The organism is Nonomuraea sp. NPDC003727 (assembly GCF_053586935.1).
Genome location: NZ_JBSFNE010000027.1, coordinates 73,837 through 93,481, shown reverse-complemented (window position 1 = coordinate 93,481; position 19,645 = coordinate 73,837). Strand labels below are relative to the sequence as shown.

At 69.3% G+C, this 19,645-nt stretch carries 17 protein-coding genes; 4 read left to right on the top strand and 13 right to left on the bottom strand.

The window, feature by feature from the left end:
* Nucleotides 1-210: hypothetical protein (locus tag ACWDLG_RS40615; protein ID WP_449930269.1), on the bottom strand; the 210-nt coding region annotated here is incomplete at its 3' end.
* A gap of 107 nt (nt 211-317) precedes the next feature.
* On the opposite strand from ACWDLG_RS40615, the gene ACWDLG_RS40610 reads away from it, so the two are divergent.
* A complete protein-coding gene (locus ACWDLG_RS40610) occupies nt 318-1,007 on the top strand; it encodes an STAS domain-containing protein (RefSeq protein ID WP_449930268.1) in 690 nt (229 codons plus the stop codon).
* A gap of 444 nt (nt 1,008-1,451) precedes the next feature.
* Here ACWDLG_RS40610 and ACWDLG_RS40605 read toward each other — a convergent pair whose 3' ends face one another.
* The 5 genes from ACWDLG_RS40605 to ACWDLG_RS40585 form a co-directional block, all read right to left on the bottom strand.
* A complete protein-coding gene (locus tag ACWDLG_RS40605; RefSeq protein WP_449930267.1) occupies nt 1,452-2,930 on the bottom strand; it encodes an AMP-binding protein in 1,479 nt (492 codons plus the stop codon).
* Complete coding sequence (locus ACWDLG_RS40600) at nt 2,927-4,150, bottom strand: cytochrome P450 (protein WP_449930266.1); 1,224 nt, start codon at nt 4,148-4,150, stop codon at nt 2,927-2,929. Before ACWDLG_RS40600 ends, ACWDLG_RS40605 begins: the two co-directional genes overlap by 4 nt.
* Nucleotides 4,147-5,871, bottom strand: a complete 1,725-nt coding sequence (locus ACWDLG_RS40595; RefSeq protein WP_449930265.1) for an N-acyl-D-amino-acid deacylase family protein — start codon at nt 5,869-5,871, stop codon at nt 4,147-4,149. Before ACWDLG_RS40595 ends, ACWDLG_RS40600 begins: the two co-directional genes overlap by 4 nt.
* A gap of 107 nt (nt 5,872-5,978) precedes the next feature.
* The gene (locus ACWDLG_RS40590; protein ID WP_449930264.1) at nt 5,979-6,809 is read right to left on the bottom strand and encodes an SDR family oxidoreductase; all 831 of its coding nucleotides are present in this window, start codon (nt 6,807-6,809) and stop codon (nt 5,979-5,981) included.
* Nucleotides 6,806-7,294, bottom strand: a complete 489-nt coding sequence (locus ACWDLG_RS40585; protein WP_449930263.1) for a CoA transferase — start codon at nt 7,292-7,294, stop codon at nt 6,806-6,808. The genes ACWDLG_RS40590 and ACWDLG_RS40585 overlap by 4 nt, the downstream gene beginning before the upstream one ends.
* 60 nt (nt 7,295-7,354) lie before the next feature.
* Here ACWDLG_RS40585 and ACWDLG_RS40580 point away from each other — a divergent pair, with 60 nt between their 5' ends.
* Nucleotides 7,355-7,573, top strand: a complete 219-nt coding sequence (locus ACWDLG_RS40580; RefSeq protein ID WP_449930262.1) for a hypothetical protein — start codon at nt 7,355-7,357, stop codon at nt 7,571-7,573.
* Nucleotides 7,574-7,655: 82 nt separating this feature from the next.
* On the opposite strand, the gene ACWDLG_RS40575 is transcribed toward ACWDLG_RS40580, so the two are convergent.
* Nucleotides 7,656-8,075: a hypothetical protein gene (locus ACWDLG_RS40575; protein ID WP_449930260.1), complete on the bottom strand. Its 420-nt coding sequence runs from the start codon at nt 8,073-8,075 to the stop codon at nt 7,656-7,658.
* 389 nt (nt 8,076-8,464) lie between these two features.
* On the opposite strand from ACWDLG_RS40575, the gene ACWDLG_RS40570 reads away from it, so the two are divergent.
* Nucleotides 8,465-9,856 (top strand): MFS transporter, encoded by a 1,392-nt coding sequence (locus tag ACWDLG_RS40570; protein WP_449930259.1) that lies wholly within the window; start codon nt 8,465-8,467, stop codon nt 9,854-9,856.
* A 176-nt stretch (nt 9,857-10,032) separates the two neighbouring features.
* On the opposite strand, the gene ACWDLG_RS40565 is transcribed toward ACWDLG_RS40570, so the two are convergent.
* The 5 genes from ACWDLG_RS40565 to ACWDLG_RS40545 are packed head-to-tail and all read right to left on the bottom strand — an operon-like array spanning nt 10,033 to nt 15,840.
* Nucleotides 10,033-10,848, bottom strand: a complete 816-nt coding sequence (locus ACWDLG_RS40565; RefSeq protein WP_449930258.1) for a carbohydrate ABC transporter permease — start codon at nt 10,846-10,848, stop codon at nt 10,033-10,035.
* On the bottom strand, nt 10,841-11,719 hold the full coding sequence (locus tag ACWDLG_RS40560; RefSeq protein WP_449930257.1) for a carbohydrate ABC transporter permease: 879 nt from the start codon (nt 11,717-11,719) through the stop codon (nt 10,841-10,843). Before ACWDLG_RS40560 ends, ACWDLG_RS40565 begins: the two co-directional genes overlap by 8 nt.
* A gap of 3 nt (nt 11,720-11,722) precedes the next feature.
* Nucleotides 11,723-12,967: an ABC transporter substrate-binding protein gene (locus ACWDLG_RS40555; protein ID WP_449930256.1), complete on the bottom strand. Its 1,245-nt coding sequence runs from the start codon at nt 12,965-12,967 to the stop codon at nt 11,723-11,725.
* 27 nt (nt 12,968-12,994) lie between these two features.
* On the bottom strand, nt 12,995-14,599 hold the full coding sequence (locus tag ACWDLG_RS40550; protein WP_449930255.1) for a beta-N-acetylhexosaminidase: 1,605 nt from the start codon (nt 14,597-14,599) through the stop codon (nt 12,995-12,997).
* Entirely contained in the window at nt 14,596-15,840 is a 1,245-nt protein-coding gene (locus tag ACWDLG_RS40545) for a Gfo/Idh/MocA family protein (RefSeq protein ID WP_449930253.1), read from the bottom strand. Before ACWDLG_RS40545 ends, ACWDLG_RS40550 begins: the two co-directional genes overlap by 4 nt.
* 73 nt (nt 15,841-15,913) lie before the next feature.
* On the opposite strand from ACWDLG_RS40545, the gene ACWDLG_RS40540 reads away from it, so the two are divergent.
* Nucleotides 15,914-17,140, top strand: coding sequence for an ROK family transcriptional regulator (locus ACWDLG_RS40540; RefSeq protein ID WP_449930252.1), 1,227 nt, complete (start codon nt 15,914-15,916; stop codon nt 17,138-17,140).
* A 60-nt stretch (nt 17,141-17,200) separates the two neighbouring features.
* Here the strand turns inward: ACWDLG_RS40540 and ACWDLG_RS40535 are convergent, their stop codons facing one another.
* On the bottom strand, nt 17,201-18,994 hold the full coding sequence (locus ACWDLG_RS40535) for a discoidin domain-containing protein (RefSeq protein WP_449930251.1): 1,794 nt from the start codon (nt 18,992-18,994) through the stop codon (nt 17,201-17,203).
* Nucleotides 18,995-19,645 lie beyond the last annotated feature (651 nt).

Below are 19,645 nucleotides of genomic sequence, written 5' to 3'. Positions count from 1 at the left end.
GTACTCGTGGATCACCATGCTGCTCGGGCTCGGGCACGCGCCCCTCCGCCCGCGGCCGGCGCTCCACCACATCGATCCGGCGCGGGCGCGGGCCGCGTTCGCCGGGGTCCGCGCCGCCGCCGAGCACGGCCCCTGGCGGTGGCCGATATCGGCGGCGACCTCGGCGCGCTGCCCGACCACCGGCCCGCACGCGACGTCCCAGGGGTTCATATTGACCCGGTGGTCGATACCGCACGTCCTCGGTGGTCACGACAGTCGGATGTGGTGTTCGGCGGCCCATCCGGGGTAGCACGACGAGACGAACGCTCCTGAGGAGGATGCAGCCGAGGAGACGAAAACCGCCGCTGGACGCGGTTCGGGACACGGAGGAATCCGTCCATCACCCCGTTCCGGCAGGCGCTGCGGCGTTGGGAAAGCGTCGGCGATCAGGCCACGCATGCGCGGACCTCGCCGGTCAGCCGAATCCCGCGGCGATGCCCAGTCCTCATAGACAAACGTTCCGCAGCAGAAAGCAGTCCGCCATCCTCAAGCTACGCATCGGTGCGAGCCGGCTCCGCCGAACGCAGCAGTCTCGTAGAGAGTGCCGCAATATGACATCTCAACTACAAGGCCGTACACCCTTCACCGTCTCGACTCGCCGGTCCCGCAAGGTCGCCTTGGTCCGTGTGGCGGGCGAACTCGATCTTGCCACCGCCCCTACATTGCGCGCGCATCTGCGCGCCGCGACAGCACCGTCGGCGTCCTCCGTGCTGATCCTGGATCTGTCGGGGGTGACCTTCTGCGACTCGGTCGGTTTGAGCGAGCTCGTTGTGGCCTTGCAGCACAGTCAGAACAGAGGAAAACGGCTCGTGCTCAGCGGCGTTCCAGCGAGCCTGGACGACCTGCTGTACCGAACGGGCCTGCACAAGATTTTAGAACGGCGCGCCACCTGCGACGAGGCACTGCGACATGTGAGAGAAACACGCCATGCCCACTGCGCGGGACACGACGGACGTCGCCCAGCGTAGTCGACCGCTACGCGACGGCGGTCGTCGCGTCGGCCAAGCCGATGCCCAGGGCTCCGGTAAGCAGCCGCCCGCCGCGTAGGCATCGCTGTCCATTCCAGATCTCATCGGCCAGTTTGACGGCGGGACCCCGGCCATCCGGCCGGGGTCCCAACACTGGCGCGCGTCTCCCGCATCCTGCGCGCGGTGCTGAACAGACTGCGAGCCGGACTCGCCGTCGGCTGGTGAACCGACTGCAGACCGCCGGCTGGATGGCGTGACAGCAGGACAGGCGCCGGGTCGCTGGGCGCACGGGGCTGTCACAGGAGGGCGGCCAGTCCTAACCGCCCAACTGTGCCATGTGGGCCCTGGCCCGGGGTGCCCGGCTGATCAACGGCCTTCCCATCCCGCTGACCCGCCGCCTGGCCGAACGCCTCGGGCCTCCGTCTCGACGACTCGAACACGCTTCTATGCGACCAGCGTCCGCGCCCAGGCGTAGTCGAGCTTGCCCACGGGCGTCCGCTTGATCTCGGGTACGATCCGCAGCGCTCGCGGGATCTTGTAACCCGCGAGCCGCCCGCGGCAGTGCTCGGCCAGCTCCTCCAGCGTCACCTCACCTGCGACCACTGCTGTCACCCGCTGGCCGAACCGCGGATCGGGCGTACCGATCACCAGCGCGTCGTACACCTTCGGGTGGCTGCGCACGGCGATCTCCACCTCCTCGGGGAACACCTTTTCCCCACCGGTGTTGATCACCGTCGTGCCCCGGCCGAGCATGAGCGCGGTGCCGTCCTCGTGCAGGATCGCCTGATCGCCCTGCAGCGCCCAGCGGGTCCCGTCCGGTCCGGTGACGAAGGTGCTCGCCGACTTCACCGGATCCTTGTAATAGCAGAGCGGGATGTGTCCTGATCTGGCCAGTACGCCCTGCTGGCCTGGCCGTACCGGGAGGTGATCGGGGCCGAGCACGGCGAAGCCGGGACTCAGCGCGAACCTGGGGCGCTCCTCCTCGACAGCGGCCCCTACCGCGCCCGTCTCCGACCCGCCGTAGTTGTCCACGATCGTCGCGTCGGGCAGCGCCGCGCGGATCCTCTCGCGCGTCGTCGCCGACAGCGGGGCCCCGCCCGACCCCACCGAGAAGACCTCCAACTGGTACGTCCTGCGCCCCAGTTCGTCGGCGACCGGCCTGACCATGCCGTCCCCGACGAACGTCAGCACCTGCGACCGCTCACGCTCGGCCAGCTCCAGCACCGCCACAGGGTCGAAGTGCCGCCCCGTCCAAAGGATCACCGTGCCGCCCGCCGACAGGCAGATCCAGGTGCTCCACTGCCCATTGCCGTGCATCAGCGGCGCGTGCACCTGGAAGCGCAGCCCCTCGGGCCCGAAGCGCAGCTCGGAGACATCCTTGATCGGCCCCGAGTACACGCTCATCGCCGCGAGATAGATGTCCTCCGAACGCCACAACACGCCCTTGGGCCGCCCGGTCGTGCCACCGGTGTAGAGGATGTACGGGTCGTCCCCCGACCGCGGCCCGAAGTCCCTGCCGCCCGGCACGCCCGCCAGCGCCCTCTCGTACGGCTCGCCGAAGGCCAGCACGGGACCGTCGAAGGGCGCCCTGGCCAGCAGATCGGCCTCGCCCAGCAACGCCACGCAGTCGGCGTCGCCGAGCAGGTGGCCCAGCTCCCGCTCCACGTAGCGATAGTTGACGTTGACCGGCGCCGCCCTGGCCTTGAAACAGCCGATCATGCTCTCCAGCCATTCCGCGCGGTTCCAGGACAGGATGCCCACGTGCTCGCCCGGCCGTACCCCTTGGATCTGGAGCCAGTGCGCCACCCGGTTGGCGCGCTCGTCCAGCTCGCGGTAGGTCAGCCGGTCCTCGCCCGCGACCAGCGCGAGCCGGTCGGGCACCGTGTCGGCGGCGCGCTCGAAGACGTCCGCGAGGTTGATCATCGAGCCTCCAGGACGATCGGGAAGGAGGTGACGCCGCGCACGAAGGAGTTGCGCATCAGCCGCGGCCCCTCCGCGTCGGCCCACGCGGCCGAGCCGACCCTGGCCACCCACTCCTCGAAGAAGATCTTCAGTTCCAGCCTGGCCAGCGCCGCGCCGAGGCAGAAGTGCGTGCCCAGGCCGAAGGCGATGTGGCCGCCCGGCTTGCTGGTCACGTCGAACACGTCGGGGTCGGCGAAGACGGCCGGGTCGCGGTTGGCCGAGCCGTACATGAGCAGTACCTGCTGACCTTTCCTGATGGTGTGGCCGTGCAGCTCGGTGTCGCGGGTGGCGGCGCGGCACATGTTCAGGATGGGCGTGGTCCACCGGATGAACTCCTCGACCGCGTTCTCCACCAGCGACGGCTCCTCACGCAGCAGCCGCCACTGGTCAGGGTGCCTGATCAGCGCGTCGATGGCGGTGGCGATCACCGTGCGAGTGGTCTCCGCGCCGCCGTCGAGCAGCAGCAGCGCCTCGTTCGCCAGGTGCTCGTCGTCGTAGTCGGGCCGTGCCGACCACAGCGACATCAGGTCGTCGTGCGGGCACTTGCGGCGTTCGGCGGCCAGGTCGAGCACGGCCCGGCCGAACTCCCCGGCGGCGACCGCGGCCTCGTGAGTGACGTAGCGCAGGCCGCCCCCCGCCGCGATCGTCGTCTCCGACCAGTGCTTGAGCTTGGGCCAATCGGAGTCGGGGAAGCCGAGCAGCCAGCCGATCATCCGGGCGGGCAGCGGCGCGGCCAGCGCGGTCACCGCGTCCACCGTGCCCTCCTCCAGCGCCTGGCCGATCTGCTCGACCACCACCGACCTGATCCGCTCGGCGTAGCGGTCGTGCACGTAGCGCGGGGTGAAGCGGCGGTAGACGAGGCGGCGGCGCTCGGCATGCCGCGGATCGTCTGTGCCGATCATGGAGGGGTCGGACGGCAGCTGCGGGCGGTAGCCGCCGGTGCTGGTCCAGAGCTTGGGATCGCGCTCGATGGCGCAGATGTCGGCGTGGCGGGAGATGCCCCACAGGTCGTTCGCCTCGTCGTAGTGGACGGGGGAGTGCTCGCGCAGCCAGGCGTACAGCGACCACGGATCGTCCGCGTACATGTCGCCGTCGAGCAGGTCGATGCCGGTCCGGTGACCGTCGGCCATAGCCTTCCTGCCCGCGATCACCACTTCCGTGGTCCTGAACGGTTCGCTCATGCTCCGCCCCTGATCAGCCGGCCGGGCAGTGCCCCGGTGTGCTCGCCGTGAGAGAAGGTCTGGACGCCGCCGACGAAGGTGGCGACGTAGCCGTCGGCCCGCTGGATGAGCCTGCGTCCGCCCGCGGGCAGGTCGTACACCATCCGCGGGCGGTGGTTGCCGACCCGCTCGAAGTCGATGAGGTTGAGGTCGGCCTTCATGCCGGGGGAGATCGTGCCGCGGTCGTGCAGGCCGTACAGCTGGGCGGTGTCGCGCGACATCAGCTTGACGACGTGCTCCAGCGGCAGCCGCGCACCGCGCGAACGGTCGCGCGCCCAGTGGGAGAGCATCGTCGTGGGCATGGAGGCGTCGCAGATGAAGCCGCAGTGCGCGCCGCCGTCACCGAGCCCGAGCACGGCCTGCGGGTGCAGCAGCATCTCGCGCTGGGGATCCAGGTCGCCGTTGGCGTAGTTGAGTATCGGCAGAAGGAAGATCGCCTGGCCGTCGTCCTCCAGCATGAGGTCGTACAGCAGCTCGAGCGGCTCTCGGCCCTGGCGCTCGGCTTGAGCCTTGACGGAGGTGCTGGGGTGCGGCTCGTAGTCCGGACTTTCGGGATTCAGCGGATAGAGGCGGTCGGTGAAGCCGCGGCAGAGGGCCGCGAGCACGTCCTCCACTTTCGGGACCTCGTGGAGGATGCGGTGCTTGACCTGGGGTTCGCGCATGCGCTGGACACGTTCGTGGCGCGGCAAGGTGGAAATTTGCTGATATGAGGGGTGATCGGCGAAGGCGTGCAGCGCCTCGAGGCCGATCAGCATCCCGAACGGCCGGCAGGCCACCTGCGGGTGCAGCCGCGCCACCTTGGCCGACTCGCTCAGCAGCTCACGCCACAGGTCGGGCACCGAGTCGATCTGCAGCAGCGCGAAGGTCACCGGCCGGTCGACAGCCTCGGCCAGCCTGCTCATCCAGGAAACCTCCTTCATCGGCGCGTTGACGTCCTCGCCCGCGGCTCCGGCCGGTGCGATCTCGTAGACGCCCCTGCCGAGCTCGCGCAGCGCCTCGCCGATGCCGAAAAGCTCGTCCTCCGCCGCGAACGTGCCCGGAACCGGCTCGCCGTCGATCGCCTTGTGCGCCAGCGTCCTGCTCGTCGAGAACCCCAGCGCGCCGGCCTCGATCCCCTCCTTGACCAGCTGCTTCATCCTGGCGACATCGTCGGGCGAGGCGGGCTCGTTGCGCGCGCCGCGCTCGCCCATCACGTACGCGCGCAGCGCGCCGTGCGGCACCTGAGTGCCGATGTCGAGGACGTGCGGGTGCCGCTCCAGCGCGTCGAGGAACTCGGGGAAGCTCTCCCACTCCCAGGCGATCCCCTCGGAGAGGGCGGTGCCGGGAATGTCCTCGACGCCCTCCATGAGGCCGATCAGCCACTCGCGCCGGTCGGGCCTGGCGGGTGCGAAGCCGACGCCGCAGTTGCCCATGACCACGCTGGTGACGCCGTGCCAGCACGAGGGACCGAGCAGCGGGTCCCAGGTGGCCTGGCCGTCATAGTGCGTGTGCAGGTCGACGAAGCCGGGCGTGAGCAGCAGCCCGTCCGCCTCGACGGTGCGCCGGGCGCGCCCCGGCCGGCCGGCGCCGTTCTGGCGGGCCACCTCGGTGATGCGGCCGTCCGTGACGGCGACGTCGGCGGTGTACGGCTGGGCGCCAGTCCCGTCCACGACGGTGGCGGCGCGAATGACAAGATCGTGCATGGTCAGCTCCGGTGGGGGAGTGTCACGGAGCCGCCGCATCGCTCGCGCCGACGATGTGGCGGTCATACCGAAGTGTCCTGATGTGTCCAGCGCTGGCGCCGGACACATCAGGATGGGGTCTGCGTGGGTGTCACCCCTCTCAGGCCGTCACGGCCGTAGGCGGGTTCGAGCCAGGGGGAGAAGTCGGGGCCGCGGCGCAGCGAGTGGCCGCCGTCCACGTTGATGACCTGGCCGGTGATCCACGAGGCCTCGGGCGACAGGAGAAAGGCCGCCAGCGCGGCCACGTCGGCCACCTCGCCCACCCTCGGCAGCGGGGTGCAGGCCTGGTAGTCGGCCAGGACCGGGTTCTCCGCTTCGGTGATGATCGACACCATCTCGGTGCGGATCAGACCGGGACGGATCGCGTTCACCCGGACGCCGCTGGGGCCGAGCTCGTCGGCGGCCAGCATGCACAGGTGGTCGATGCCCGCCTTGGCCACGCCGTACGGGCCGAACCAGCGGTGGGTGTTGGAGGCGGCGATCGAGGAGATCGCCACGAACGAGCCGCCGCCCGCCGTGGCCATCAGCACGGCGGAGTGCTTGAGCGCCAGCATGGTGCCGGTCAGGTTCGTCGCGATGACCTTCTGCCACTCCTCGATCGGCAGCCGGGTGATCGGGCCCAGCCAGCCGGAGCCGCCCGCCGAGGCGACCACCCCATCGAGGCGGCCACCCGCCTGCTCCCAGGCCCGCCGTACGGCCGACGCCATCTGCTTCTCGTCGGCCACGTCGGCCACCACGTAGCTCGCCTTGCCGATCTCCGCGCAGGCGGCGGCCAGCCGGTCCTCGGTGCGGCCGCAGATGGTCACGGTGGCGCCCGAGGCGGCAAGGCGCTTGGCGATGCCCAGCCCGATGCCGCTGCCGCCGCCGGTGACGAGCACTCCCTGGCCGCCGAGGTTCATGGCTGTTCCCTCCACAACGGCTCGTCGACGGTGAAACCGACCGGGTCGCCCTCGCGGCCGAGCATCGACAGAACGCCGGAGACGGCGATGCGGTCGATGTCGTGCCCGGCGGTGGGCGCAGGCGGACCGTCCTGGCCCCAACCGGTCATCCGGCCGCAGATCAGCCTGGGGTTGATCGCGTGAAGGTCGTCCGGGCCGATGCCGAGCCGTTCGGTGACGCCCGGCCTGAACACCTCGATGAGCACGTCGGCCTGCTTCGCCGGCTCCTTGAAGGCGGCCACCCGGTCGGGGGTCTTGAGGTCCAGCCCGATGGTGTGCCTGCCGCGGTCCATGACGTCGGCGCGCGGCTTGCCGGAGACCGTCTTGACGCGGTCGACGCGCAGCATCTCGGCGCCGTGGTCGACGAGCATCATCCCGGCGAACGGGCTCGGCGCGACCCCGGCCGGCTCCAGCACCCGCACTCCGGCCACAGGACCTTCAGGCATGGACATCTCCTCGACTGTAAGTCCGTACGGCTATCTCAAGCAAGCGCTTGGTAATGCGGTGTGCCGGGTTGGGTGGTCTTCGTGCCGGACGTCGCCGGATTCGCCGAGCAGGCCACAGCCGCGGGAGCGTATGTCATCCGGCCAGGGGAGACGCAGCCCCACGGCGATTTGCGGGTTGAGCTGGAGGGCCCTTTCGGCGACTCCAGGTTCTTCGCCGGCCGTATCGCCGACATGACCTCGGACGAGCTGAAGGAGACCGCATCGGCCGTGAACCCCTGAACTCGATCCTCCAGACACTACGACATGCTCACGTTCCTGACCCGGCTGGAGGTCATCGAGCATTGACGCGCTCCCCGGCCGCTCACTGCCCCTGGACCGTGATGCGGTAGGCCAGCCGGAGTCCGGCCGACGCGTGGGCCGCGCCGCTGACCAGGAGCCAGCGCGCCGGACCGCCACGAGGATCGGGCGTGTAGGCGGCGGAGATCCGCTCCACGCCGATCGGGAAGTGCCCGGACGACTGCGTACCGGGCACGAACCACATCACCTGGGCCTCTGCCCAGATCAGCGGCGCCGGCACACCCTCGGCCAGCGGCGGCACGTCGGGCGGGTAGAAGCCGAACTCCGTGGCCGGTTCGTTCGATCGCCACACCTGGACGCGGGCGTTGTGGCCCACCCGGACGACACCGGAGTGAACGGTCGTGGTCGGCGTCAGGGCGAGCGCGGGGTTCGCGATCAGCTCGAGGATGTCGTAGGCCATCTCGAGAACGTAAGCCACTGCCACGGCCCGGCGATAGAGACTTCCGACGCGGCAGATCCGCGGCGGCGCGCGTTCACCTGACATGAACGGTGAGCCCCTCCCGCGCCTGTCCGCGCCGCCCGACGCCGAAGGCCGTGCTCGCCGACCTGTACGGCGAGCACCGGCTCGCCCTGGTACGCCTGGCGGCGCTGCTGGTCGGTGACCGGGGGAGTGCCGAGGACGTCGTGCGGGACGTTTTCGCCAGGTCGCACGGCAGGTCCACGGAGGCGCTCACCTTGCCCCACATCCGTACCTGCGTGCTCCGCCGGCGGGAACGGCGTCCGGTGCCGGGAGCGCGAGCCTCAAGACGGCGACCGGCCCGGTGCGCAAATTTCTTCAAGACCGGGCAGGCGCGGACAGCCCATGCTGGCTGCGTGATCTCTCTTGCTCCTTCGCCGGTGGCGGGTGCGCGCCGCGGCCGGATGCTCGCCGTACTGCTCACCGGTCAGGTCATGGCGTCCATGGACGGCTCGATCGTGTCAGTGGCTGCGGAAACCATCCGCGATGATCTTCACGCCGGTGGCGCGGCGATCCAGCTGATCGTGTCGGGCTACCTGCTGACCGTCGGCGTGCTCCTCGTCACCTGCGCGCGGATCGGTGACGTCGTCGGGCAGCGGCGCGCGTTCCTGCTCGGGCTGGGCTGGTTCACCGGCGCATCGCTGCTGTGCGGGCTGGCTCCCGACGTGAACGTGCTGGTGCTCGCACGCATCGCGCAGGCCATGGGGGCGGCACTGCTCACTCCGCAGATCTTCTCGCTCATCCAGACGCACTGGGAGGGTACGGCACGCCGCAGAGCGATCGGCCTCTACAGCATGGTGCTCGCCCTGGGAGTCGCGCTGGGGCAGGTCGTCGGAGGGCTGGTCGTCAGCGCCGACCTCTTCGGCCTGTCCTGGCGGCCCGTCTTCCTGATCAACATCCCGATCGGCGTGATAGCGCTGGCCGTGGGGCCGCGCCTGCTGCCGCTCTCCCGCATGGACGGGCAGGCACGCCTCGATCCGGGTGGAGTGGCGGTCCTGACCGCTGCCATGGCCGCGATCACGGTCCCGCTGATCTTCGGCCGCGAGCTCGGCTGGCCCGGTTGGGTCTGGATCTCGCTGGTGTGTGGTGCCGCGCTGACGGTGGGATTTGTCCGCTATGAGACCAGGGCGCGGTATCCGCTGCTGGACCTGGCATCGGTACGGCCGCGCGGGGTGAAGCCGGGGCTGGTGGCTTGTTGGACCGTCATGGGGTGCTACACCGTCTTTCTGCTCACCCTCACCCTGCACCTCCAGACCGCGCTGGGTTTCTCGCCGCTTCACGCGGGGCTGGCGTTCGTCCCGTACGCCCTGGGGTTCGGCGCGCTCAGCCTGAGCTGGACCCGATTCCCGCAGCGGCTGCAGCGCGCCCTGCCGATCGCGGGTCCGATCGCCTTCGCGGGCGGGGCGAGCCTGCTGGTGCTCTTCTGCCGCGATCAGTGGCAGCCGGTCGTGGCGATGCCGTTGCTGCTCCTGGCGGGGGCCGGGCACGCTGCCGGGTACAGCCCGCTGATCGCGCAGATCACAGCGCTGGTCGAGCCGCGGCTGGCGTCAGCGATCTCGGCGTTGAACTCCACCGGGCCCATGCTCGCCGGGGTGACCGCCGTCGCCGGGCTCGGGAGCGTCTACTTCGCCGCGCCCTCCTCGGCCGACGGGCTCGTGCGGGTCGTCGTCGTGGTCGCTGTCCTGCTCGTGGGTGGGGCCGCGTGTGCCGTCGGGGTGGCTCGCCGTACCTCCTCGGGATCAGCGTGATCAGTACGATCAGCATCGTCGAAGGGACGGCCGGCTGGCGCCGCGCGTGATCGTGCGAAAGCCGGGCCAGTCCAACGCGGGCCGTGCAGGTACGGGTCGAGGGCGTCCGCGGCACCGACGGAAGCCGACGCCGACGCCGACCACCGGTCCGGCCGCGATCCGACCAGTTGATGACATCAGCCCTTCGAGCCGGTGAAGGCGATGCCGGCGATGAGCTGGCGTTGCATGACGACGAAGAGAGCGATCACGGGCAGTGAGGCCACGACCGACCCGGCGAACAGGATGGGGAAGTTGGTCAGGTACTGACCGCGCAGCGAGGCGAGGCCGGCCGAGAGCGTCATCATCTCCGGATCGGTGTTGACCACCAGCGGCCAGAGCAGGCTGCTCCACGACCACATGACAGTCAGCATGCCGAGCGCCAGCAGGCCGGGTCTGACCAGAGGGAGCAGGATGTGCCAGTAGATCTGCAGCGGGTTCGCCCCGTCGATCGAGGCCGCCTCGTCCAGTTCCCTGGGCAACGACAGGAAGAACTGCCGGAGCATGAAGGTGCCGAACGCTCCGAACACGCCCGGCGCTATCAGCGCCTGCAGAGAGTTCAGCCAGCCGAGCTCCATCATGATCTCGTAGCGCGGGATGAGGAACAGTTCCCCGGGCACCATCAGGACGGCCAGGAAGAGCAGGAACAGCGCGCCCCTGCCTGGGAAGCGGAGCCGGGCGAAGGCGAACGCGGCCAGCGAGCACAGCAGCAGTTGCCCGGCGGTGACGGCGGCGGTGACCACGACCGTGTTGAGGAACTGCCTGGCCAGCGGCACCGACCGGAACACATCGGCGAAGTTCGACCACTGCCAGGAGGGCGTGAACTTCGGCGGCACCCGGAGCGAGTCCGGCAGGGTCTGCAGCGAGACCACGAGCTGCCAGGCGAACGGCGCGAGCATGACCAGCGCGCCGGCGGCCAGGAACAAGTGCGCCGGCCAGGTCCTGGGCCTACTCATAGTGCACCCACTTCTTCTGTAGCCTGAACTGGAACGCGGTCAGCATCAGGACCAGCCCGAGCAGGATGACGGCGATCGCCGCGGCGAGCCCGCGCTGGTTCTGCACGAAGCCCGTCTCGTAGAAGAGGTAGACGATCGTGCGACTGCCCTCCAGGGCCGGGCTCTTCAGGTCGATCATGAGATAGACGAGGTCGAAGACCTGCAGCGCGTTGATCATCGTTATGACCACGACGAAGAACGTGGTGGGCGTGAGCAACGGCAGCGTGATGCGGACGAACTGCCGCAGCCGCCCGGCCCCGTCGATCTCGGCGGCCTCGTAGTAGTGACGCGGAATGCCCTGCAGCCCGGCCAGGAACAACACGGCGTTGTAGCCGACCGAGCTCCAGATCCCGACGACCGCGATGGCGTAGATCGCGAAGTCGGGGTCGCCGAGCCAGTACGGCCCGTCGATCCCCACCGTGCCCAGGACGTGGTTGATCGCCCCTAAGTCGCCGTTGAACAGGTACCTCCAGGTCAAGCCCACCGCGGCGGGCATCGTGACCACGGGCAGGAAGTAGAGGGTCCGGTAGAGGCTCAGCCCGCGCAGCCCCGGCACGTTCAGCAGCGCGGCGACGACGATGGACAGCGGCACGCCCGCCAGTACCAACACCGAGTAGAGCAAGGTGTTGCCGAGCGCGCCGTACATCTCCTCGTCGGTGAACAGTTCGGCGAAGTTGGCCGTCCCCACCCAGGTGTAGCCGCCGAAGACGCCCGACTCGGTCATGCTGAGATACAGGGTCTGAACGATGGGCCACAGGTAGAAGACGGCCAGACCCAGCGCCATCGGGGCGATGAGGAGGTATCCCCACGCCCACTCGCGCTTGGAGTGCATCGGTTACTCCTTGGCCAGGATCTCGTTCATCTGCGTCGCGATCTCCTTGGCGACGTCGGCCACCGGCCGCTTGCCTGCCCAGGCCTCGGCGAGCAGCCTGTTCTGCACGTCCTGCCACTGCGCGGTGTTCAGCGACACCGGGTACGGCACGCCGTTCGGCATCGAAGCGTCGTAGGTCTCCTTCAGGTGGAAGGTGGGGAAGGCCTTGAACCAGCCCTCCTGCGTGCCGTCGCGGAGCGAGAGGGCGCCGCCGCCGCTGTCGCTGAGGATCTTCTGAGCCTGCTCGGAGGCGACGAACTCGGCGAAGGCCGCCGACTCTTTCGGATGCTCGCTCCTGGCCGAGACGGCGTTGGCAAGGCCCAGCAGGATGACGGCGTCCTTGGCCGGACCCTTGGGCAGCGGGGCCACGTCGATCCGCTCGCGGATCTCGGGGTTGGCCCAGAAGGTGGAGGCGAACCAGACACCGCCGTAGAGCATGCCGTACTTGCCGGACTGGAAGAGCGTGAGGGGGTCGGTGTCGGCGTAGACCTCGGCGACAGGGGCGACCTGGTCCTTGATCATGCCGGTCCAGTACTCCAGGCCCTGGATCGAGGCGGGATCGTCGAAGCCGCTCTTCTTGCCGTCCTCCGACAGCACGTGGCCGCCTGCCTGAAGCATGGTGGGGTAGAAGGCGCCCTGGTCCCACATGTGGGCGAGGATGCCGAACTGCTTCTTGGACGGGTCGGTCAGCTTCTTGGCGGCGGCCTTGACATCGTCCCAGGTCCAGTCGGCGGTGGGGTAGGCCACTCCGGCGGCGTCGAAGAGCTTCTTGTCGTACCAGAGTGCCGGGATGCTCACGTTGTGCGGCAGGCCGTACAGTTTGCCGTCGTAGCGGTAGCCGTCGACGACCGCCGGGGGAAGGCCCTGGGCCTTCGACTCCTCGAGCGGGGTGATGATCCCGCCCTTGGCGTACATGCGGACGTTGAGGCTGTTCATCCAGAACACGTCGGGTGCGGCGCCGCCGGAGGCGGCCGTCTGGAGCTTGGTCCAGTACTGGTCCCACGGGGTGATCTCGAGCTTCACTGTGACGTTCGGGTTGGCCTGCTGGAAGGCTGCGATGATCTTCTCCGCGCTCGTCTGGTCGTTCTTGTCCCAGATGGCGTAGCTGATCGTGGCCTTTCCTGAGGCTTCCGGCTCGCTGGACGAGCCGCAGCCGGCAGCCATGACGGCCAGGCCGGTGAGGCAGACGAGGGGTAGACGGAAACGCATGGTTGTCTCCAGATGGTTGGGGGGTGTTCAGGGCCGCAGGCTGGAGGTCCAGTCGGCGAGCTCGCGCTCGATCTCGGCCCTGGTCCGGGGGTGGCCGGGGGCATCAGGGCGTTGCTGCCAGGGGTGCGGACCGGTGGCCGGGCGATATTCCACGCCCAGGGCGTCGAGCCGCTTTTCGTGTACGGCGAGCCGTACACGAAAGTCCTCGAAGTCACGCTCGTCGCTCCACATCGCCTCCGCGAAGGCGGCCAGTCGCGGGAAGGCCATGTAGTCGAGGAGGCGGGGCGAGTCGATGTGCTCGGTCCACAGCGCCGCTTGCGCGCCGAGGATCCTGCTCCGCTCCTCCCCGGTGAGGCCATGGGGGACCGGGTCGAAAGCGTGGACGGCGCGCAGGGAGGTCACGCTGCCGATCGGCACCGGTTCCTGGTCGCCCTCCGCCTGGCGGAAATCCAGGTACGTCTCGGCGAACGGGGAGACGACCACGTCGTGGCCGGCCCGCGCGGCCATCGCAGCACACCTGTCGCCGCGCCAGGCCCCGACGGTGACGCCCGGGGGCAGGCCGCCCTCCAGGAGCTCGTCCCAGCCGAGCGGCTTGCGCCCGCGGGCCAGCAGGTAGTCGGTGAAGTGCCGCATGAGCCAGGTCTGCAGCTCATCGGCATCGCGCAGGCCGAGTTCGCGGATGCGTTCCTTGGCGGGGAGGCTCTCGTTCCACTGGGTCTTGGGAGTCTCGTCGCCGCCGACGCAGACGTACTCGCCGGGGAAGAGCTCGAGGACCTCGTCGAGGACATCGGTGAAGAAGGCGATCGTGTCGTCGGAGACGTTGAGCACGTTCTCGCCGACGCCCCACTCGGTGCGCACCTCCAGGGGGACGTCGAGGTTGCCGAGCTCGGGGTAAGCGGCGATGGCAGCCTGAGTGTGGCCGGGAAGGTCGATCTCCGGGACGACCATGACGGAGCGGTCGGCGGCGTAGGAGACGATCTCCCTGATGTCGTCCTGGCTGTAGAAGCCGCCGTGCGGGCGCCCGTCGAACAGGCGATGCCGCTTGGCGCCCAGCGGGGACTCGCGCCGCCAGGCGCCGATCTCCGTGAGCTTCGGGTACTTCCTGATCTCCAGCCGCCAGCCCTGGTCGTCCGTCAGGTGCAGATGGAGGACGTTGAGCTTGTGCGCGGCCAGCAGGTCGATGTACCGCAGCAGGTCGTTCTTGGGCAGGAAGTGCCGCGCGACGTCGATGAGGCAGCCGCGCCATCCGTACCTGGGCGCGTCGGCGATCTCGATCGCGGGGATGCTCCAGGTTCTGTCTCCGGTACGGCCGGCGCGGAACGCGGCCGGGTCGAGCAGCTGGCGAAGAGTCTGCGCCCCGTAGAAGGCACCGGACTGGGCCGAGGCCTCGATCAGCACGGACTCCGTCGTGGCGGTGAGCCGATATTCCTCGGGCCCGAGGCCCACGGCGTGGCGGATCTCGACCCCGCCGGGCCCTTCGAGCAGTGGCAGGCCGGTGGCCGAGGTGAGCGCCTGGCGGAGCCACGTCGCGGCACCGGCCAGCACCGGGTCGGCGGTCAACGGCGTCGCGGCGGTGAAGGTGAACAGCCCTTGTCCGAGTGCGCAGCGCGAAGGCGCCGGGATCAGGGTCACAGTGCCTGCACCGTCCGGGTCTCGCGGGCGCGTTCGGCGGCCCAGACGACGAGGTGCCCGGCCAGAGCTTCGGCCGGGTCGGCGCCGAGCGGCGCCTGGTCTCCGGCGGCCACGGCGTCGATGAACGCCCTGACGAGGCCCGCATCGCCACCGCCATGGCCATCGGCAAGCGACGCGCCCGCGTTCGTCCCGGTGTCAAGGGTTTCCTCGGCGCCGGTCGCGAAGTCGACGATCCTGATGTGGCGCCCATCCCCCTCGGCGAAGCCGTGGGTGCCGAAAACCCGCGTCTTGCGGTGCTCCAGCGGTGTGAACGCCGTCATCGTCAACGACGCGGTCGCGCCCCGCGCGAACTCCAGCGTGACGACCTGCTGGTCCACCACGTCGTTGTCGCAGTCGTAGACGCAGCGGCCGTAGGGACCGGTCTCCAGCGCGCGCATGACGCCTGCCGTACTGGCGTCGGAGGTGACGGCGCCGAGCGGCCAGAACTCCCGGGCCGGATCGCCGAGACAGCCCAGATAGAGGCGTGTGGCCGAGTAAGGGCAGGTCGGCTCGACAGGGCAGCTCACGCACCGCGTGTCCGCACCCTCCGGCCGGTTCTCCGGCCGGAAATGGGTCAGCGAGCCGAAGGACGACACGGCGACCGGTTCGTCGCCGACGAGATGGAGCAGCCAGTCGATGTCGTGACAGGACTTGGTCAGCAGCATCGGCCCTGATTCGGCCGCATTGCGCCAGGCGCCCCGTACGAAGGAATGCGCCATGTGCCACCAGCCCACCGGCTCCAGGTGCTGGACGCTGGAGATCGAGCCCAGCCTGCCGCTGCCCAGGAGCTCCTTGAACGCTTGTGTGTAGGCGGTGTAGCGGAGCACGTGGCAGATCGCGAAGACGACGCCGCTGCGCTCGACCGCCTCGACGATGCGGCGGGCCTCCGCTTCGGTGGGGGCCAGCGGCTTCTCCAGCAAGATCGCATAGCCCAGCTCGGCGAAGGCGACCGCCGGCTCGACGTGTAACCGGTCCTGGGTCGCGATGACCACAGCGTCCGCCAGCTTCGGCACGGCGGCCAGGTCAGCCCATCCCGTGAAGCGGGACTGCTCCGGCACGTCGTGCTCGGTGGCCAGCGCGGCCCGCCTCGCCGGGTCGGGATCGGCCACAGCCACGATGCGTGCCCGACCGTCGGCAGCCGCCGCCCTGGCGTAGATCTGGCCGCGCGCTCCCGCCCCGACGACGGCTATGGTCAAAGTCATTCGAAGACCCCCTTTATTACAGGCTCCATAGATATTCACGGATCTCGCCTTGCGGTCAAGACCCCGGTGCCGGATGATCCAGGTAGACCAGCGCGACATAATTCAGACACTGTTGATAGTGAGGAGCACGCCCGTGCAGGTCAGTGGTGGAGACCTTCAGCGGCTGCGTCAGCAGAACACCCTGAACAGCCTCCGCGCCCTGCGTGAGGCGCGCGCGCCGTTGACGCTCACAGAGCTGGTCGCGCGCACCGGGCTGTCGCGAGCCTCCGTGGGGGACGTCGTCGCCGAGCTCCAGCAACGTGGCTGGATCGCCGAGGTAGAACCCGCACCGGGCACCTTGGGCCGGCCCGCCAAGCGCTACCGCTTCCGCACCGACGTCGGGCACGTGCTCGGCATCGACATAGGAGTCCACAAGGTCCTGGCCGTGGTCACCGACCTCGCGGGCCGGACCATCGCCAGCGGCCGGGTCGCCGTCGACCGGCACACCGCCCGGCATGAGCGGCTGGAGGCCGTGTGGAGAGCCGTCGACGCAGCACTCGTCGCCGCCGGCCGGGAAGCCTCCGACCTGTGGGGCGCCACCGCAGGAAGCACCGGCGTCGTCAACCGGGAAGGGCTGGTCACCCGGGTCCACGATCTTCCCGACTGGGCCGGAGTCGATCTGGCCGGCCATCTCGGGCAGCGCCTGACCTGCCCGATCACCATCGAGAACGACAGCAAGCTAGCCGCTCTCGCCGAGCAGCGGCTCGGCGTCGCGGCAGGCGTTCAGGACCTTGTCTACCTGCACGTCGGCCGCCGGCCCGGTGCCGCGCTCATCCTCAACGGCCGGCTTCACCACGGGTTCAGCGGGGCCACCGGCGAGGTGGGCCTCATGGAGGTCACCGGGTGGCGCACCATGGCCGGCCACCTGGAGGTCTGTCGCGCGGCCGCCGGCGCATCACCTGAGGAGGCCGCCCGGCTCGTCTTCGACGCCGCCCGCGCCGGAGACCCCGAAGCCCAGGCCGCCGTCGATACCTACGCCCACCACCTCGCCCTCGGCACCGCCGCCATGGTGCTGACCCTGGATCCTGAACTGGTCGTTCTGGGCGGTGGCTTCTCCCGCTCGGCCGACGTGCTGCTTCCCGCGCTCAACCGGGCCCTCGAACCCCACTGCCTGCGCGTTCCCGGCATCCGGCCGTCGACGCTCGGTGAGGAATGCGTCGCCCTGGGCGGAGCCTGTCTGGCGCTGGACGATGTGGACGAGCGGCTCTTCTCACTGGAAGGGGCCATCCTCGACCCCGCTGCTCCACAGCGCATCTCTTGACGCCCCCTCCTTTTGAAGGCCGGCCGAGCCGGGTTCACCTGGCTCGGCCGGCCGTCGTTGTCAGGCCTTCTCGTAGGGGATGATCTCGGCCAGGGCGGAGGCTCCGCCGATGCCGTAGTCGGAGCGCAGCCTGATGTACCGGGCCGAGAGCCCCTGGAGGCTGACATCGTTGGGCGCGGTCATGCGGGGCCACTCGACGGGTGTGACGTCCCTGAACGTGATGCCGTCGTCGCTGACCTGCACCATGCCCTTGAGGATGGTGCCGTTCATGTTCGTGCGCAGCTTGGGCTGGAACCGTACGGCCGACAGCTCCCTGACGCGGCCGAGGTCGACGGTGATGGTGTGCGGCTGCGGCGGGACCGCGGGGTAGTCGGAGTGGAAGTCGGTGGTCAGCTTGCCGTCGATGGCATTGCGCGGGTCGCCGACGCCGGGCTTGAAGGTGCTGGCGGTGGCCTTGAGCTCGGCGGGCGGGATGCGGCGACCGGCGGGCTCGGCCGGCCAGATGTGGCGTCCCTTGCCGGGCTCCTCGGTGACGGGCTCCCGGTCAGGTCCGGTCCCCTTGCCGCGGATCAGGATGTCGGTGATGACCGAGCCGTGGTCGGAGTAGAAGGGGTAGGGCTGGTTGAGCCAGCTCTGTCGGTGGCGGGGCAGGCGATCGATGTCGGCGCGAGACCCCAGGATGCGGACGTCCTTGCCGCGGGCGAAGACGTAGTCGATGCGGCCTGGAATGGCGCCCATGCCGTGGTAAGGGCTCCACGTGCGGCCGGGGTAGCGTCCGGCGTCGGGGTTGGCGTAGCGGAAGGTATCCATGAAGCCGTGGTCGGTGTACAGCTTGGTGTACGGCCAGGGCAGGACCACGCCGCCGTGGCCGGGGGCGTCGGCGAACTGCTCGCTCCAGTCCAGGTGCGACTGCGCGTTGAGGTCGCCGCCCATGAGCACCGGGGCATCGTCGTCGCCGATGAAGGACGGGATCGCCTTCTCGAGGATGGCCTTGCCCATGGCGACCCGGCGAAGGTTGTCGCCCTCCAGGATCTGTTCGTTGGTCTTGGTGCGGGGCAGGCCGTGGGTGTTCTGCACCGCCGCGTCGTGGGTGTCGCCGTAGGCCCAGCCGTCGTGCCAGGTCCACAGGCTGAAGGCGTGGACATGCTTGCCGTTGGGCAGGCCGAGCCGGGCGCCGCCCAGGTTGAATGAACTGATGTCCGCGTCGGCGTAGCGCGGGTACACCTTCTGGATGTCGAGCTTGGTGTAGAGCCACAGGTTGTCGCCGTTGACGCTGTAGTCCTCGGGCGTGGTGAGCTGCACGCCGGCGAATCGGTCGCCCTCCGCCCGTCCGGCGTTCAGCCCGTCGAGGATCTTCTGGCCGGAGCCGTACCCCTCGACCACGAAAAGAATGTCGGGGTTGACCTCGTTCATGTAGTCGATCATCTGGGCGAGGTTCTCGCCGGTGTTCTCCTGGCGGTTGTAGGTGCCGCCGACGAAGAGGTTCCATGACATCAGCCGGAGCGGTGTTCCCACGTGCTTCTCCGGCAGGGAGGTGAGGGAGACGTCGACCGTCACATCCTTGTCGGGGAGCACGAAGGGGCGGCTGCGCACCTGCCCGTCACGCGTGTACAAGGTGTCTCGCGCCCATACCTGGTCGCCGCTCCTGACGGTGGTGACGAACTCCTCGACGCGGTGAGGTCGGGCCTTGCCGGTGGCGACCACTGTGCAGGTGCTGCCGGGGCCGTTGCCGTCGCAGTCCAACCGGTAGCTCGGCTTGCTTCCGCGGTCGGCGGAGGCCGCGGTGGTGTTCGTGGCGGCGAGCAGTCCGGTCAAGGCCACGGCGACGGCGAGCGGAGGGACTAAGAAGCGCATGGGCATTCCTTCTGCGAGATTTCTTGGGGATCAAGGGGGTCGGTCGCGGGTGTACGAGAAGTGCTGCCAGGTGAGAGGCCGCGGCGGCGGCAAGGCACGAGTCAGGGCCGGGGCGGCAGTGTGGGGGCGCCGGCCGACGGCGACCGAAGCGTGCGGCTCGCCGCTCCTGGGTCAGCTTCGAAGAAGAGTTCGTGGTCTCGCCCTCAGGGCATGTTCAGCGGCCCGATAACGAGCGCACGCTGCGCGTCTGCGCGGACACGGTATTCCGGTTGTACCTCGCACAGGGTGGGAGACGGCGCCGGGCAGGCTCAGGTGACGTGACCTCTGCGTGTCGTCACAGGTAGTCGGCACGTGGCAGCACATTATTGACAGACTCCAGAGGAAGTTGTCCCCAGTGAAGGGCCTCTACCGGGATCATCCCGGCGTCGCCGCTACGCCGCAAGGTCTCCAAGGTGAATATTTACAGACTGTGCAATAAAGCCCTGCTGTGGGAGTGGCATCCCGCAGCCAATGAGCTTCCCGACATTCCCAGCCACCCTGCTGGCCTGGCACCGCAAACTCGTGGCGATGACGTGGGACTACAGCAAGCATCGCCGTCCCGCATCGTCCCGCTGAACTGCGCGCGCAGATCGAACGACAACGAGCCGAGTT